Origin of the sequence: Pseudomonas sp. CBZ-4 (assembly GCF_000346755.1) — a bacterium.
Taxonomy (GTDB): domain Bacteria; phylum Pseudomonadota; class Gammaproteobacteria; order Pseudomonadales; family Pseudomonadaceae; genus Aquipseudomonas.
This window is the reverse complement of the sequence record NZ_ANNV01000139.1, coordinates 49,041-63,827: the sequence shown is the minus strand read 5'-3', so window position 1 is coordinate 63,827 and position 14,787 is coordinate 49,041. Positions and strand designations below refer to the sequence as shown.

The 14,787-nt window shown below is 59.7% G+C and carries 17 protein-coding genes; all 17 read left to right on the top strand.

What is annotated here, in order from left to right:
- The first annotated feature begins 143 nt into the window (after window positions 1-143).
- The 17 genes from B348_RS0118900 to B348_RS0118820 all read left to right on the top strand — a co-directional run bounded on the left by B348_RS0118900 (window position 144) and on the right by B348_RS0118820 (window position 14,784).
- Window positions 144-911, top strand: coding sequence for a DeoR/GlpR family DNA-binding transcription regulator (locus tag B348_RS0118900; RefSeq protein ID WP_017737640.1), 768 nt, complete (start codon window positions 144-146; stop codon window positions 909-911).
- Between the two features lie 10 nt (window positions 912-921).
- Window positions 922-2,754 (top strand): glutamine--fructose-6-phosphate transaminase (isomerizing), encoded by a 1,833-nt coding sequence (glmS, locus tag B348_RS0118895; RefSeq protein WP_017737639.1) that lies wholly within the window; start codon window positions 922-924, stop codon window positions 2,752-2,754.
- A 286-nt stretch (window positions 2,755-3,040) separates the two neighbouring features.
- Complete coding sequence (locus B348_RS0118890) at window positions 3,041-3,778, top strand: ABC transporter permease (RefSeq protein ID WP_256204463.1); 738 nt, start codon at window positions 3,041-3,043, stop codon at window positions 3,776-3,778.
- Window positions 3,779-3,792: 14 nt separating this feature from the next.
- The gene (locus B348_RS0118885; protein WP_157356525.1) at window positions 3,793-4,476 is read left to right on the top strand and encodes an ABC transporter ATP-binding protein; all 684 of its coding nucleotides are present in this window, start codon (window positions 3,793-3,795) and stop codon (window positions 4,474-4,476) included.
- A gap of 10 nt (window positions 4,477-4,486) precedes the next feature.
- Complete coding sequence (locus tag B348_RS0118880) at window positions 4,487-5,242, top strand: glycosyltransferase family 2 protein (protein WP_026136897.1); 756 nt, start codon at window positions 4,487-4,489, stop codon at window positions 5,240-5,242.
- Between the two features lie 6 nt (window positions 5,243-5,248).
- On the top strand, window positions 5,249-5,866 hold the full coding sequence (locus tag B348_RS0118875) for a hypothetical protein (RefSeq protein ID WP_017737635.1): 618 nt from the start codon (window positions 5,249-5,251) through the stop codon (window positions 5,864-5,866).
- Between the two features lie 4 nt (window positions 5,867-5,870).
- Window positions 5,871-6,527: an HAD family phosphatase gene (locus B348_RS0118870; protein ID WP_017737634.1), complete on the top strand. Its 657-nt coding sequence runs from the start codon at window positions 5,871-5,873 to the stop codon at window positions 6,525-6,527.
- A complete protein-coding gene (locus B348_RS0118865) occupies window positions 6,515-7,246 on the top strand; it encodes a glycosyltransferase family 2 protein (RefSeq protein ID WP_017737633.1) in 732 nt (243 codons plus the stop codon). The genes B348_RS0118870 and B348_RS0118865 overlap by 13 nt, the downstream gene beginning before the upstream one ends.
- Window positions 7,243-7,569, top strand: a complete 327-nt coding sequence (locus tag B348_RS0118860) for a cupin domain-containing protein (RefSeq protein WP_017737632.1) — start codon at window positions 7,243-7,245, stop codon at window positions 7,567-7,569. Before B348_RS0118865 ends, B348_RS0118860 begins: the two co-directional genes overlap by 4 nt.
- A complete protein-coding gene (locus B348_RS0118855) occupies window positions 7,566-9,341 on the top strand; it encodes a hypothetical protein (protein WP_017737631.1) in 1,776 nt (591 codons plus the stop codon). The genes B348_RS0118860 and B348_RS0118855 overlap by 4 nt, the downstream gene beginning before the upstream one ends.
- Window positions 9,338-9,955 (top strand): hypothetical protein, encoded by a 618-nt coding sequence (locus tag B348_RS0118850; RefSeq protein WP_017737630.1) that lies wholly within the window; start codon window positions 9,338-9,340, stop codon window positions 9,953-9,955. The genes B348_RS0118855 and B348_RS0118850 overlap by 4 nt, the downstream gene beginning before the upstream one ends.
- 4 nt (window positions 9,956-9,959) lie before the next feature.
- The gene (locus tag B348_RS0118845) at window positions 9,960-10,265 is read left to right on the top strand and encodes a hypothetical protein (RefSeq protein ID WP_017737629.1); all 306 of its coding nucleotides are present in this window, start codon (window positions 9,960-9,962) and stop codon (window positions 10,263-10,265) included.
- Entirely contained in the window at window positions 10,265-11,743 is a 1,479-nt protein-coding gene (locus B348_RS0118840; RefSeq protein ID WP_017737628.1) for a GMC oxidoreductase, read from the top strand. The genes B348_RS0118845 and B348_RS0118840 overlap by 1 nt, the downstream gene beginning before the upstream one ends.
- A complete protein-coding gene (locus B348_RS0118835; protein WP_017737627.1) occupies window positions 11,740-12,744 on the top strand; it encodes a WavE lipopolysaccharide synthesis family protein in 1,005 nt (334 codons plus the stop codon). Before B348_RS0118840 ends, B348_RS0118835 begins: the two co-directional genes overlap by 4 nt.
- Before the next feature lie 60 nt (window positions 12,745-12,804).
- Window positions 12,805-13,227, top strand: coding sequence for a hypothetical protein (locus tag B348_RS0118830; RefSeq protein WP_017737626.1), 423 nt, complete (start codon window positions 12,805-12,807; stop codon window positions 13,225-13,227).
- 22 nt (window positions 13,228-13,249) lie between these two features.
- Window positions 13,250-14,365 (top strand): glycosyltransferase, encoded by a 1,116-nt coding sequence (locus B348_RS0118825; RefSeq protein WP_026136896.1) that lies wholly within the window; start codon window positions 13,250-13,252, stop codon window positions 14,363-14,365.
- Window positions 14,366-14,418: 53 nt separating this feature from the next.
- Window positions 14,419-14,784 (top strand): hypothetical protein, encoded by a 366-nt coding sequence (locus tag B348_RS0118820; RefSeq protein WP_017737624.1) that lies wholly within the window; start codon window positions 14,419-14,421, stop codon window positions 14,782-14,784.
- Window positions 14,785-14,787: the final 3 nt, after the last annotated feature.

Below are 14,787 nucleotides of genomic sequence, written 5' to 3'. Positions count from 1 at the left end.
CTGATACACCGCTATCGCAGGCAAGCCAGCTCCCACATTTGATTGGGGATTTTTCGAGAAATCTACTCAGCCCCGCTTGACGATCTTTCGCCAATAGGTTTTGATTGCCTTCGTTATCTTTCGAAACGAAACTTATCACTGCCATGTCGAAACGAAATACACCCCAACGCCGCCACAACATCCTGGCCTTGCTCAATGAACAGGGCCAAGTCAGCGTGGACGAATTGGCCAAGCATTTCGAAACCTCGGAAGTGACCATCCGCAAGGACCTCGCCGCCCTCGAAAGCAACGGCCTGCTGCTGCGTCGCTACGGTGGCGCCATCACCATGCCCCAGGAATTGGTCGGCGATGCCGCCCAGCCCATCTCGGTGTACAAGCGCGCCATCGCCCGTGCTGCCGTGCTGCGCCTGCGCGAGCACGCGCGCATCATCATCGACAGCGGCAGCACCACCGCCGCCATGATCCCCGAACTGGGCCACCAGCCCGGCCTGGTGGTGATGACCAATTCCCTGCACGTGGCCAGCGCCTTGAGCGAACTGGAACACGAACCGGTGCTGTTGATGACCGGCGGCACCTGGGACCCGCACTCGGATTCGTTCCAAGGCCAGGTCGCCGAGCAAGTGCTACGGTCCTATGACTTTGATCAGCTGTTTATCGGTGCCGATGGCATCGACCTGCAGCGTGGCACCACCACCTTCAACGAACTGCTGGGCCTGAGCCGTGTCATGGCCGAGGTCGCCCGGGAAGTGGTGGTGATGGTCGAATCCGACAAGATCGGCCGCAAGATTCCCAACCTGGAACTGCCCTGGAGCAGCGTCCATACCCTTATTACCGATGATCGCCTGCCGCTTGAGGCCCGCGACCAGATCCAAGCCCGCGGCATTACGCTGATATGCGCGGCAATCATCTAGGAGAAACATCATGTGTGGAATTGTTGGCGCAGTCGCCGAACGTAACGTAACCGCCATCCTGCTCGAAGGCCTCAAGCGCCTGGAATACCGTGGCTACGACAGCGCCGGTGTGGCGGTCTTCACCAATGCCGGCAAGCTGGAGCGCATGCGCCGTCCGGGCAAGGTCAGTGAGTTGGAACAGGCCCTGGCCGGCGAGCCGCTGGTCGGTCGCCTGGGTATTGCCCACACCCGCTGGGCCACCCATGGCGCGCCATGCGAGCGTAACGCCCATCCACACTTCTCCGGCGACCTGGCGGTGGTGCACAACGGCATCATCGAAAACCACGAAGTGCTGCGCGAACAACTCAAGGGCCTGGGCTACGTGTTCACCTCGGACACCGACACCGAAGTCATCGCCCACCTGCTCAACCACAAGCTCAAGGACCACGGCGACCTGACCACCGCCCTCAAGGCCACGGTCAAGGAACTGCACGGCGCCTATGGCCTGGCCGTGGTCAGCGCGAGCCAACCCGACCGCGTGGTCGCCGCCCGCAGTGGCAGCCCGCTGGTGATTGGCCTGGGCCTGGGGGAAAACTTCCTCGCCTCCGACCAACTGGCCCTGCGTCAGGTCACCGACCGCTTCATGTACCTGGAAGAAGGCGATATTGCCGACATCCGCCGTGAAAGCGTGCAGATCTGGGACGTAAATGGCCAGTCCGTCGAGCGCGAAGCCGTGCAATACCGCGACGGTGCCGAAGCGGCCGACAAGGGCGAATACCGTCACTTCATGCTCAAGGAAATCCACGAGCAACCGGCTGTGGTGCAACGCACCCTGGAAGGCCGCTTGAGCCAAAGCCAAGTGCTGGTCAACGCCTTCGGCCCACAAGCCGCCGAGCTGTTCGCCAACGTGCGCAATGTACAGATTGTCGCCTGTGGCACCAGCTACCACGCCGGCATGGTTGCGCGTTACTGGCTGGAAGAACTGGCCGGCATCCCGTGCCAGGTCGAAGTCGCCAGCGAGTTCCGCTACCGCAAGGTGGTGGTGCAGCCCGACACCCTGTTCGTGACGATCTCCCAGTCCGGCGAAACCGCCGACACCCTGGCCGCCCTGCGTAACGCCAAGGAATTGGGCTTCCTCGCCAGCCTGGCGATCTGCAACGTGAGCATCAGCTCCCTGGTGCGTGAATCCGACCTGACCCTGCTGACCCAGGCCGGCCGCGAAATCGGCGTGGCCTCGACCAAAGCCTTCACCACCCAGCTTGTTGGCTTGCTGTTGCTGACCCTGTCCCTCGGCCAAGTGCGCGGCACCCTCGGCGAAGGCGTCGAAGCCACCCTGGTCGAAGAATTGCGCCGCCTGCCAACCCGCCTCGGCGAAGCCCTGGCCATGGACAGCACCGTGGAAAAAGTCGCCGAGCTGTTTGCCGACAAGAACCACACCCTGTTCCTCGGCCGTGGCGCGCAATACCCGGTAGCAATGGAAGGCGCCCTTAAACTCAAGGAAATTTCGTACATCCACGCCGAGGCCTACCCGGCCGGCGAGCTGAAACACGGCCCACTGGCCCTGGTGGATGACGACATGCCCGTGGTTACCGTCGCGCCCAACAACGAACTGCTGGAGAAGCTCAAGTCCAACCTCCAGGAAGTGCGCGCCCGTGGCGGCCAACTGGTGGTGTTCGCCGACGAAAAAGCCGGCATGACCAACGGCGAAGGCACCCACGTCATCAACATGCCGCACATCAACGACATCCTCTCGCCGATCCTCTACACCATCCCGCTGCAACTGCTGTCGTACTACGTTGCCGTGCTCAAGGGCACTGACGTTGACCAGCCGCGCAACCTGGCGAAGTCGGTAACGGTGGAGTAACAGACCGTCACCTGGAGGCCCGCCGACGTGCGGGCCTCTATCGCTCCCATCGCCCTCCTTTTTTCAGCCCGATCCTCAGGATTCGCCAGCGTCGCAATGGCGGCGTTGTGTCGTGGGCGCAAGTAACGTTCGTCTGAAAAATTGAACTTTTTTGTATGAAAAGGGTATTGATTGCTGGGCTAAATGCCATTATTCCTATAGACTTTCCGATTGTTTTTTTTGCTGAGGCTGTGTGATGCGTTGGCGACACGGAAGTCTGAACGTTTGGTCGACACTTCAAGTGGCGATGGAACGTGCCCGGCTAGGGCTTAAATCAGAATCGACACGAACCCGGCTGGGCCTTGCCTGGTGGGTGCTTGAACCGATGCTCCTGCTCGGCATCTACTACAGCGTATTTGGTCATTTGCTGCGTATTCAGGTCGAAAACTTTGCAGTTTTCCTGATTATCGGCGTCACGTTCTGGACCTGGTTCAACAAGAGCGTGATGAATTGCACCGATGCAATTTACGAGAAAAAGCACATTCTCGAGCATTGCAAGGTTGACCCTCTGATCTTCCCGATGACATCAATATTCAAGGACCTGGTGAAAGAGTCACTGGTCGTTGTCTTGTTGCTGTTGCTTCTGTGTGCCCTGGGTAATACGCCCAGCTGGCTTTGGTTGTACGTCCCGCTGATCGCCTTCGTGCAGTTGATTATTACCGCTGCGGTGGGTGTATTCGTTGCCGGGCTGATTCCATTCATGCCGGACCTGCGCATCCTGATTTCCACCGGCTTGCAGTTTTTGATGTTTGCCTCTGGCGTGTTCTATGCAAAAGCCAACATCCCTGCCGAGCTGGGTTTCCTGCTTGATATCAACCCGTTGGCCGCATTGATTTCAATGTACCGCGATGTGTTGATGTACGAGCGTGCCCCGGTACTGGCTGACCTGCTGACCCTGGCCGGCGGTGCACTGGTGTTGTTGATTCTGGCCGTCCTGTTCCTGTCCCGGAACAAGAACGCCTATGCCATGGCGCTGAGCAAATGACGATGCCTGCAGCCATGACAATCAAATCACTGTCGCTGACCTTCCGTAATGGTCTGCGCTTGCTGTCGCGTGCCTCCACCACGGTATTGCACGATCTGTCTTTTTCGATCGCCCGTGGCGATACGTTCGGAATAGTCGGCAGCAACGGCGCCGGCAAGAGCACCTTGCTCAAGGTACTGGCGGGGATCTACCAGCCCACCCGTGGCAGCCTGACCCAGTCGGTATCCAGCGTCTCACTGCTCAATCTGCAGCTGGGTTTCGATGAAAACCTCGACGCCCGCGACAATATTGTCCTCAGCGGCATGCTCATGGGCATGAGCCGCAAGCGCATGCGCGAATTGAGCGACGAGATTCTCGACTACGCCGAACTCCAGGCCAGCGCCGCAGTGCCCGTGCGCAGCTATTCCACCGGAATGAAGGCGCGCCTCGGCTTTGCCATCTCCAAGTACTCACGACCTGATGTGATCCTGTTGGATGAAGTGCTCAGTGTCGGCGACGGCCACTTTCGTGAGAAGGCCGAAGCCACCATGCGAGAAATGATGATGGGTAACCAGACTGTCGTATTTGTCTCGCACGACTCACAACGAGTCAGGGAGCTATGCAACCGCGTGTGCTGGCTCAAGGACGGACGGGTACAAATGATTGGCCCGGCCAGTGAAGTCATTGATGCGTATGAAGAGTACCTAGTACGTAGGTAAAGGAGTTCAAATGCTTAACATAGTCGTTCCCATGGCCGGTGCCGGCAGCCGCTTCGCAGTGGCAGGCTACGCCGATCCGAAACCGCTGATCCCTGTGCACTCGGTGCCGATGATCAAAGTGGTCATCGACAACCTCACCCCCGCCTGCGAGCACCGCTTCATCTTTATCTGCCAGGCGGCGCACGTTGAGGCTTACGGCCTGAAAGACAAGCTGCAGGCCTGGGCGCCAGGTTGCGCCATTGTCGAGTTGAACGGTGTCACAGAAGGTGCAGCGTGCACCGTGTATGCGGCCAAGGATCTGATCGACTCCGATCATCCGGTGATGATCGCCAACAGCGATCAATACGTTGACGTCGACATCAACGACTACCTGAGTGCCATGCAGGCACAGGATGCCGACGGCCTGATCATGACCATGAAGGCGAACGACCCGAAGTGGTCCTTTGTCGGTTTCGCCGATGACGGGCGCATCAACTCGGTGGTTGAAAAGGAAGTGATTTCCGATGAGGCCACGGTGGGTATCTACAACTTCCGCAGCGGTCGCCAGTTGATCGGCGCCATCGAAGCGATGTTCGACAAAGACCTGCGGGTCAATGGCGAGTTCTACGTTGCGCCGGCCTACAACGAGATGATCGAAGATCAGGCCCTGGTCATCCATTACAACGTCGGTTCGGAAGGCGCAGGCATGTATGGCCTGGGTATCCCGGCGGACTTGAACCTGTTCCTCGATCTGCCGGTCAGCCGCGCAGCGTGTGCAGGGCGCTGATCGATCATGCAGATCATCAGTCACCGCGGCTACTGGCTGCAAAAGCCCGAGCGTAACCAGCGAGTTGCCTTCGAGCGCTCATTCGACCTGGGCTTCGGCACGGAAACCGACGTACGCGACATCGGCGGGCGTCTGGTTATTTCCCACGATATGCCTGACGGCAGCGAAATGTCGCTGGACGAACTGCTGGCGATCATGGCTGGGCGCAACTTGCCTTTGGCGATGAACATCAAGGCCGATGGCCTTTGTGCTCCGCTGAAGGCGGCGTTCGAAGCGCATGGCCACAGCAACTGGTTTGTCTTCGACATGGCTGTACCCGATATGCGCAGCTACCTCGCCAGCGGTGTAAGCAGCTATACCCGCCAGAGTGAGGTCGAGCCCGTACCCGCGTGGCTGAACGAGGCTGACGGTATCTGGCTGGATAGCTTCGGTGCCGAGTGGTACTCGTCCGCCCAGCTTGCCGACCTGCTGGGCCAGGGCAAGCAGGTATGTGTAGTGTCCTCGGAACTGCACGGCCGCGAACACATGTCCTTGTGGCGACTCCTCGTCCAATTCCAGGGCGCCGACAACCTGACGTTATGCACCGACCTGCCCGAAGCAGCTCGCTCTTTCTTCAAGGAATGACATCATGATTAAAGCCGTGATTTTCGACATGGATGGTGTGCTGATCGAAGCGAAAGATTGGCACTACGAAGCGCTGAACAAGGCGCTGAACCTGTTCGGCCACACCATCAGCCGCCATGAACACCTGACCACCTACGATGGTCTGCCAACCTCGCGCAAGCTGGACATCCTCAGCGTCGAGCGTGACTTGCCGGTGGAACTGCACCAGTTCATCAACGAGATGAAGCAGATGTACACGATGGAAATCGTCTACGCCCAGTGCAAGCCAACCTTCGTTCACCAGTACGCGCTGTCGTCGCTCAAGAGCCAGGGCTACAAGCTGGCCGTGGCGTCCAACTCGATCCGCAACACCGTCGAAGTGATGATGGAAAAGTCGCGCCTGGATCAGTACCTGGACCGCAAGTTTTCCAACGAAGACGTGCCCAACGCCAAGCCTGCACCCGATATCTACATCAAGGCCATCGAGTCCTTCGGGCTGTTGCCTGAAGAGTGCCTGATCGTGGAAGACAACGAGAACGGCATCCGTGCCGCCCGTGCTTCCGGCGCTCACGTGCTGGTGGTCGAGGATGTCGCCGATGTGAACCTGGACAACATCACTGCCCGGATCGAACAGATCAACGCCAAGGCTCCAGAGCTGGAGGAAATGTTGTGCGCAAGTTGAACATCATACTGCTCGCCGGTGGCGATACCACTTCGGTCATATCCGAAAGCAACTACCCAGGCTACCTGACCGAACGCGATGGCATTCCGTTGATCCAGGACCTGGTCGAAAAGTGCCTGGAGCTCAACCCGGCCAGCATCTCCTGCATGCTGCCCAAGGCTGACGTCGCCAAGTACCACCTGCGCAACATGTTGCAGCAGATGAGTCCGATCGCCTCTATTCACGCGGTACACACCTTGACCATGGGCGCTGCCTGCACCGCGCTGTTGGCCGCCGAGAGCATCGACAACGACGATGAACTGCTGATCCTCAGCTGCAACGAACTGCTCGATGCGCCGCTGGGCAATATCGTCGAAGACTTCCGTCGCGACGAATGCGATGCCGGCGTCGTGGTATTCAAGTCGCTGCACCCGCGCTACTCGTTCGTACGCAAGAACCCGCAGGGGTATGTGGTCGAGGCTGCCGAGAAGAACCCGATCAGCAACCACGCCGTGGCCGGTCTGTACTGGTTTGCCAAGGGCAGTGTGTTTGTCGAGGCCGTGAAGGAAATGATCCGCAAGGACTTCAAGGTCAACGATGCGTTCTACATTGCGCCGGCGCTCAACGAACTGGTGCTGCTGCACAAGAAGATCGGCACCCACCGTGTGGACCCGAGCCAGTACCACCCGCTCAAGAGCCATCACCAGTTGCACGCGTTCGAGAATGTAGGCCCACGATGAACACCGCCAATCTGAAAGACATGGTCAAGGGCTGGTTTGTCGGTGGTTTCACGCCGACTGCGTTCAGCACACAAGCCTGTGAAGTGGCCGTCAAGCCGTACGCGGCGGGTGATGCCGAGGCGGCTCACTATCACAAGATCGCCACGGAAGTGACGCTGATCCTGTCCGGCGAAGTCGAGATGTGTGGCAAGACCTGGGGCGCCGGCGACATCGTCGTGCTCGAACCAGGCGACATCACGGCCTTCAAGGCACTCAGCGATGCAGTGACCGTTGTGGTCAAGGTGCCCGGCGCGTTGAATGACAAATATGTCGTAGAAGAATGAAAACGATAGAGCTGCAACACGATCCAAAACTGGGCTACCTCGGGCCCAAGCAATTGCGCCCGATCCCGGCAGACCTGAGCGTGACGCAAGGCAGCCAGACGCTGTTTTCCTTCCGTCGCTTCAAGCAAGGTGTCCCTGATACCACGGTCAAAGGGCTGCATGCAGCCAAACGACCGCTGGATATCTATGGTCCTGGCTCGTACTGTTTTTACGGTGTGCAAAGCGACTCGCAGCTGAGCCCGTTGCTGCTGTGGGACGCTGCGCATTTTCTGGCCGTGGGCGAAACACTCACCGTCATTGAAGACTCCGCCGTAGAAAGCTACCTGGACCGTGCCTACTTCAACACGGCCCTGGTGTGCGAAGAACGCAGTGCCAACCGCGTGGTGTACCGCAAGGCCGCCGTGCTGCCGGCGCAAACCGACGATGACCTGGACAGCTGGACGTTCGGCATCCCGGTGGGTCCCGAAGACGCCACGGTGCTCAATGCCGTGGTGCAGCGCATCCTCGAGCTGGATATCCCCAACAAGGAAATCCTGCTGTGCGGCACGCCAGGCAAGAATTTCCGCTACTTCGACCAGGTGCGCATCGTCGGTGAAGACATCACCGCGCCGCCCGTGCAGATCTGCAAGAAGAAGAATCGCATCGCCGATGAAGCGCGCTACAACAACCTGGTCATCCTGCATGACCGGGTGTTCCTGCCCGCGCATTTCGGTGAAATGGTCCGCCGTTTCGGCCCGCGCTACCCGTTGATGACCCTGCAAAGCCTGTTCTTCGACAACGTGCGCAACTTCGGGCCGCGCCGCTATTCGGACTACGGCATGGCGATGGGGGTGATTGCCGAGGGCATGAAGGGCATGCACCGCAGCGACAACACCGTAGTCAGTATCGCGTCTGCGCTGTTTGCTGAAGTCGAACGAACCGGGTTCTGCTTTGCCAGCCCCATGCGTTACGCCAAAGACGCCAGCTACCCCACCGGCAGCATGTACATCTGCCGCAAGGAAGTGTGGCAGGCGTTCCCCCTCGACGAGTCCCTGCTGTGGGCCGAGTTCGAGGACATCGAGCACGGCATTCGTGCGTCCAAGGGTGGTGTGCCTTCGCGGGTCAACCCCTATGGCGTGGCCCAATCGGTGACGTCCCGGGCACTGCTCGGCACCGGATCGCCAGTCCAGTTGCACAGCGGTCGTTTCGGCCATACAGGGCCTTCGCAGTTTTCGTTGCTGCGCAAGAAGCCGCTGATCCGCATGTCGGCGGACGAGGCGCTTATCCGCCTGCAACGCTTTGCCAACAAGTACGCGGTTGGCGATACGCTCCCGCATATTCCTACCGGCGTGAAGACCATCAGCTCGCGCGCGTGGCTGAGGCTGGTAGACGAGGTGGTGCAAGGCTGTGGTTTCGGCAATGACCTGGAATCCGTGATGGCCTTCATCCGCGACTTTGAGAAGTGGGTGCTTCTGGATCAACTGCCGAACACCATCATCGAGTCGATTGCCCTGGAGTTCATGAGCAACCCTCGCGAAGCGAAGCGCAACCTGGTCTTTGGCAGCTCCGAGTTCCGCAACATGCTGCGCCAGCGTCCACTGCAAAGCTGGTTCTACAAAGGCCTGGACGAGTACTTCCATCCTCGCGTCCTGGCGTTGCCTGGCACCTTGCTGTCGGCGCTCAAGCTGTACCGTCGAAACGGCGAAGTCTTCTATTTCTCGAGTTTTCGCGATTGTGTGCGGGCGATCCACAACTCCACGCCTTTCGATAGCTATGTGGAGCGCAGGAAATGAACATCTTTCTGATTTCCCAGGATGCGGCACAGGGCAAGCAGGCCGAACTGGCGGCCTTTCTGTCGCAGGTTGAACTGCAACCCTCATTGCTCACCCAGGTCGTGGTGATCGATGAGTGCACATGGTCGGTGCCGCAAGCGCAGCCTGTGCCAACGTTCACAACCTTCCAGCTGGATGATTTCCTGCATGACAAGGGCAGTGTCAACAACGGCGAGTTCATTGCCGACGCCAATGTGATCGGCTCAAAATTGAGCACGGCGTCCGAGTCCTGGCTGCTGATCGACTTTGGCTTGCACCAGGATCAGGTCACGATGGATTTTGTCCGCAAGCTGGCCTCGTTCACCTTTCTGTTCAAAGGCCTGCGTGACAAGAACATCGTGTTGCTGATGCCGCGCCTGAAACTCGGCTACATGGCGCGCAGTGCCAACAACGTGTTCAACAGCACGGCAAGCAATGCGGGCTCGGCGGCGGACGCAAACCGCTTCCAGATGTTCCTGCTCTCCACCCTGCTGGAAAAAGCCCTGCTCAGCTCGCCCTTGATCGCATGGCCGGTGTCGAGGTTGCGTCAGCTGGTGCGCTTTTTCTATCAGCGGATCGTCCGCGTGAGAACGTGAGCCGATGAAGCGTAGACAGTTCGTTGCAGGGCTTGGTGTGTTCGCCGGTGGCATTGCGCTGGGCGGCTGGCTGGGGCGGCAGTCGATGGGGCCGCCCCTGGATTTTCGCGCGCTGCAGGAAGGCAACTCACACGTGAAGTTTCGCCACCTGCCCCCCGACCTGCTGATAAAGCTTTACTCGCGCAATCTCAAGGATGAAGACCGTGAGGCCCTCCTTTACCACTTGGTCAACCATAACCGTTCGTTGTTCGTGGTAGCGCCCAAGACCCGTACGTTGGGGACGCCCGGTTTTTACAGAGTTACAGGCTAATGTTTGTTGAAACGCTGATTATCGGCAACGGTTTTGCCGGACGTACGGTTGCCCATGCCTTGAAGGGCCCCTGCCTTATTGTTGACCGTGGCGAGAAGTTCAACATCTTCGAGCGACGTGCACGCTTCAACGAGATGGAAAAAGCAGACCGCCACGATGCACTGATCCGCCGCTCTTATGAGTCCGTGCACGCCTTCAATGTGCCCGAGGAGCTGCCAGACGATTGCGCCTCCGACTACATCCTCGTGGATGGCGGCTGTTCCAACCACTGGGGTGGCTTGAGCTTCCGACTTTCAGAGGCGGTATTCGACCAGACGGCCGACGCATTCCGCTGGCCCTTCGACTACCAGACGCTGCAACCCTACTACCGCACTGCCGAGCAGTTGCTGCGCATCAGTGCTGATCCTCGTGATCCGGAGGAGCGCAACCCGCTGTCGGAAATCAAAGGCTCGCGTCGCTGGAACCGCGCCTTGTCGCCGTATTTCCCACAAGCCTACATTGGCGCGCAGGCCCATAACCTGTCGGTGGAAAACCTCGATGGGCAAGGCCTCTGCATGGGAGCAGGGGACTGCGAGCTATGCCCGATGGACGCCAAGACCCGCTCGTTGCACATCCGCAACCACGCCAAAGTGCTGAATGAGGTGCTGGTCGATCACTTGCGTTTCGAAGGCGACAAAGCCGTCGAAGCGATTTGCCATACCCCCAAGGGGCCTCTGAGCATTCGTTTCAATCGCGTAGTCATTGCGGCGCACGGCGTTGAATCGTTGAAACTGCTGTGGAAGAGCAACCTGCCGGACGAAACGCCACAGGCGTTCATCGGGCGTTACTGCCAGGACCACGCCGTGGCCGAGCTGGCCTGTCGCTTGCCGCAGGCGAAAATCCCGTTTTTCCAGGTCAACACCGCCGCGCAAGTGGTCATTCCGGAGCTGTCCGGCGAGCTTGATGGGATCGAGTACACCACGCTGGGCCTGATGACCTCGGCCAGCGATGCTGCCCTGACCGGCTCCCTGGACCTGAAAAAGCTGAACAGCTGGGCGGTACAGGAGTCGGTCGAAGACCTGGCCAGCATCCTGAGCCTGTACATCCTCCTGGAAATCCCGCCGCAATGGGACGTCTCGCTGTTTTATGAAGGCGGTTCCGTGCGCATGGATACCGATGGCTACCACGGCAACAAGCATCGTTATGACGCTGTGATCGCCGCGATCTACGCGAAGATGGAAGCACTGGGCGTGGTGCCTGTCCGCGAAGCCGAACAACCGCATTACCAAAATGCCTTCGGTACCCATCACCTGGTCGGCATGCTGAACATGAGCGCGGGTGAGAACGCGGTGGTGGACAAGGACTTCCGTGTTATCGGCACCGACAATGTCTACGTCGCCGGATCTTCGCTGTTTCCGCGATGCGGATCGCGCAACCCGACAGTGACGGTCGTGGCCTTGGCCCTGATGTTGGCCCACCAGTTGAACAAGCACGCATGAGCATCGACGCCAGCAGGCTGACGGTCATTCTCCAGGGCCGCTTGAAGGACGGGCCGGTGGATATCGCAGCGCGGGCAATCGAGTCGGTGCGCCAGCACCTGCCGGGGGCGCAGATCATTCTGTCGACCACGGACGACTGCACCGCAGTGTCATTCGACGGCGTGCAATGCGTGGCCGATGCATCGGCCGTGCATTTTGCAGACGCCAGCGGCAACATCAACAACGTCAACAAGCTCATCAGCACCGTCGCCAATGGCCTGGCCCTGGCCACGCGCGAGTACTCGCTCAAACTGCGCACCGATCATGTGCTGTGCAGCAACGCGCTGCTGGCGCTGATGGGCGATGAGCAACCTGCCAGCCTGCTGGGAGCGAGGATTGGCGTTTCGAATCTGTTCCTGCGCAATCCGATCAAGCTCTGCTACCTGTTTCACCTGAGCGATACGTTGCAGTTCGGCCGCACCGACGACCTTCGACGGCTGTGGAATATCGGCCCGCTGCCCGCAGAATTTGTCTACTTGGCAGGCGGCCCACGGATCAATCCGATCGGCACGTTCCAGGGCTACACCTCGTTTCGCTTGTTGCCCGAGCAGGCCATCCTGCTGCGCTTCCTGCAGACCTGCGGCCAGGCGTTGGACCTTGATCATATTTCGCACACCCGCTTCGACCTGTTCTGTGCGTGGGAAGACCTGCTGCTGGACAATTTCGAGGTCCACGACTGGCAGAGCCTTGGCGTGACGCCGCCGCAGCGGTTCCTCACAGAGCCTTATGCGCCGGAAACGATCCTGACTGGCGCTGACCTGCACAGCCTGCGCGCCCGTCGTACGAAGCGGCACAAGGCGGGGCGCTACCTGCACCTGCTGCTCAACAAATACCTACTCTGCTGGTTTCGCCGGCGCTGGCTGGTGTCGGTGTCGTCGTTGCTGCTGTTCTCGTTTTCACCGCGTATGGCCATTGCTGCACGCACCGCGTACCGGCGCTTCTGCGAGGCGGGACGTACCTGAATGCACACCCTGATTACCACCCACCCCCTACTTTCCAATCATCCCTAGGAGTATCGCCGCATGAACAAGATGTTCTTCGTTGGCGCTGTACTGTTGACCCTCGTCGGCTGCGACAAACCCACCGCCCCAGCGCCTCAGGCGGCTGCCAAACCAGTGCCGGTCGAGATCCCGCAACAGGACGGCCAATACCTGCGCTTCATTCAGATGCCAGACGGCGAAACCCGCCTGGAAGCCGCCCGCAACATTGGCAAGGTGACCAAAGTGATCAGCGGTTACCCAGGCTTCAGCGTCGCGACAAACGTGTTCCCGGACGTCAGCCCGCTGGTCGTACGCATCAAGGATTGCGGCCTGATCTCGTTCACGAACGTCCAGGGCAACGCCAACGCCATGACGGCCGTGCGTACCGAAACACAAGATTTCAACGCGCAGTGCCCGATCCAGAAAGTCGACGGTCTGTGGATCAAACTGTCGGCGCAAGGCTGATGTCGCGGGGAGCACATTTTTCGTGAGAGTTTTGCACTTCTACAAGACCTTCGGCCCGGACCAGTTCGGGGGCGTGGAGATGTTCATCCGGCACCTGACGCACGCGACATCGGCCCAGGGCTATCAGAATACTGTGCTCTCCCTGGCAGACGATCCGCTGCCGCCCCAGGAAACTTCCAGCTATCGCATGTTCCAGTCGAGGCAAAACCTCAATCTCGCCAGGACCGGGTTCTCCTGGTCGGCGTTTGCGGATTTTGCCCGTCTGGCGGAGCAGGCGGACGTGATCCATTACCACTACCCGTGGCCGTTCATGGACCTGGTCCACTTGGCCAAGGGGCTGGGTAAACCCAGTGTGGTGACCTACCACTCCGATATCGTGCGCCAGAAGGTGTTGTTTCAGGTGTACCGCCCGCTGATGCATGCTTTCCTCGGGCGGGTCGATGCGATTGCAGCGACCAGTCCGAACTACCTGCAAAGCTCGTCCGTACTGCAGCGTTATCAGGACAAGGCACAGTCGATTCCCATCGGCCTGGCCCAGTCACTGTATCCAGAGCCAGACGCGCAGGCGGTATTGGACTTGCGGCGACGTTACGGCGAGCGCTTTTTCCTGTTTGTCGGCGTGCAGCGCTACTACAAGGGCCTGCACTTCCTGCTGGACGCCATGAAAGCATCGCCTTGGCCGTTGCTGATCGTCGGTGCCGGCCCGCTGGAGCAGGAACTGATGCGCATCGCGGCCCGCGCCAACCTGACCAACGTGCACTTCCTTGGCAGTGTCGACGAGCAGCAAAAGGTCAACCTGATGCAGGCCTGCTATTCGGTGGTCTTTCCGTCGCACCTGCGCTCCGAGGCATTCGGCATTGGCCTGCTGGAAGGCGCGATGTTCGGCAAGCCGCTGATCTGCTGCGAAATCGGTACAGGCACCAGCTTCATCAACCAGCACGGTTCGACCGGTATTGTCGTGCCGCCAATGGATGCCGGCGCCCTGCGTTCGGCGATGCAGACGCTGTGGGACGATCCCGCGCTGGCACAGCGCTACGGTGAGGCTGCGCGCGCACGCTATCTGGACGTTTTCACCGCGGAAGGGTTGGGCCAGGCCTACGCCGAGCTCTATACGCAGGCGGTTGCACAGCGCCAGTGATGGTTCACGACTGACGCCGAAACGGATCCCCACGACGAAAGGAAGCGATATCCATGCAGACTGCCTTTTCCCCGATCCGCGAGCGTTTGCACGATCGCCGATTTGCGGTAGCGAACAACAGCCAGGGACTCTCCGGCAGCGGCACGGTATTTCACTACCTGGTCGAAGACGACGCTATCTCGAGCACCTACCAGGGTGGGCGGATTCGCACCGGCCTGCAGGTCGGGCGTGTAACCGGCCCGGACACCATCGAGCTGCTCTTTCAATGCCTGACCATGGAGGGGCAGTTGCTGGCGGGTTGGTCTCGGGGCACCGTAGGCGTTGATCACGCCGGGCGTACCACCCTGGCTTTTGTCTGGGGTTGGTTGTCAGGTGCGACCGGAGGCGGAGAGTCCAGCTACGTGGAAGTTGTCGCGTAGCCG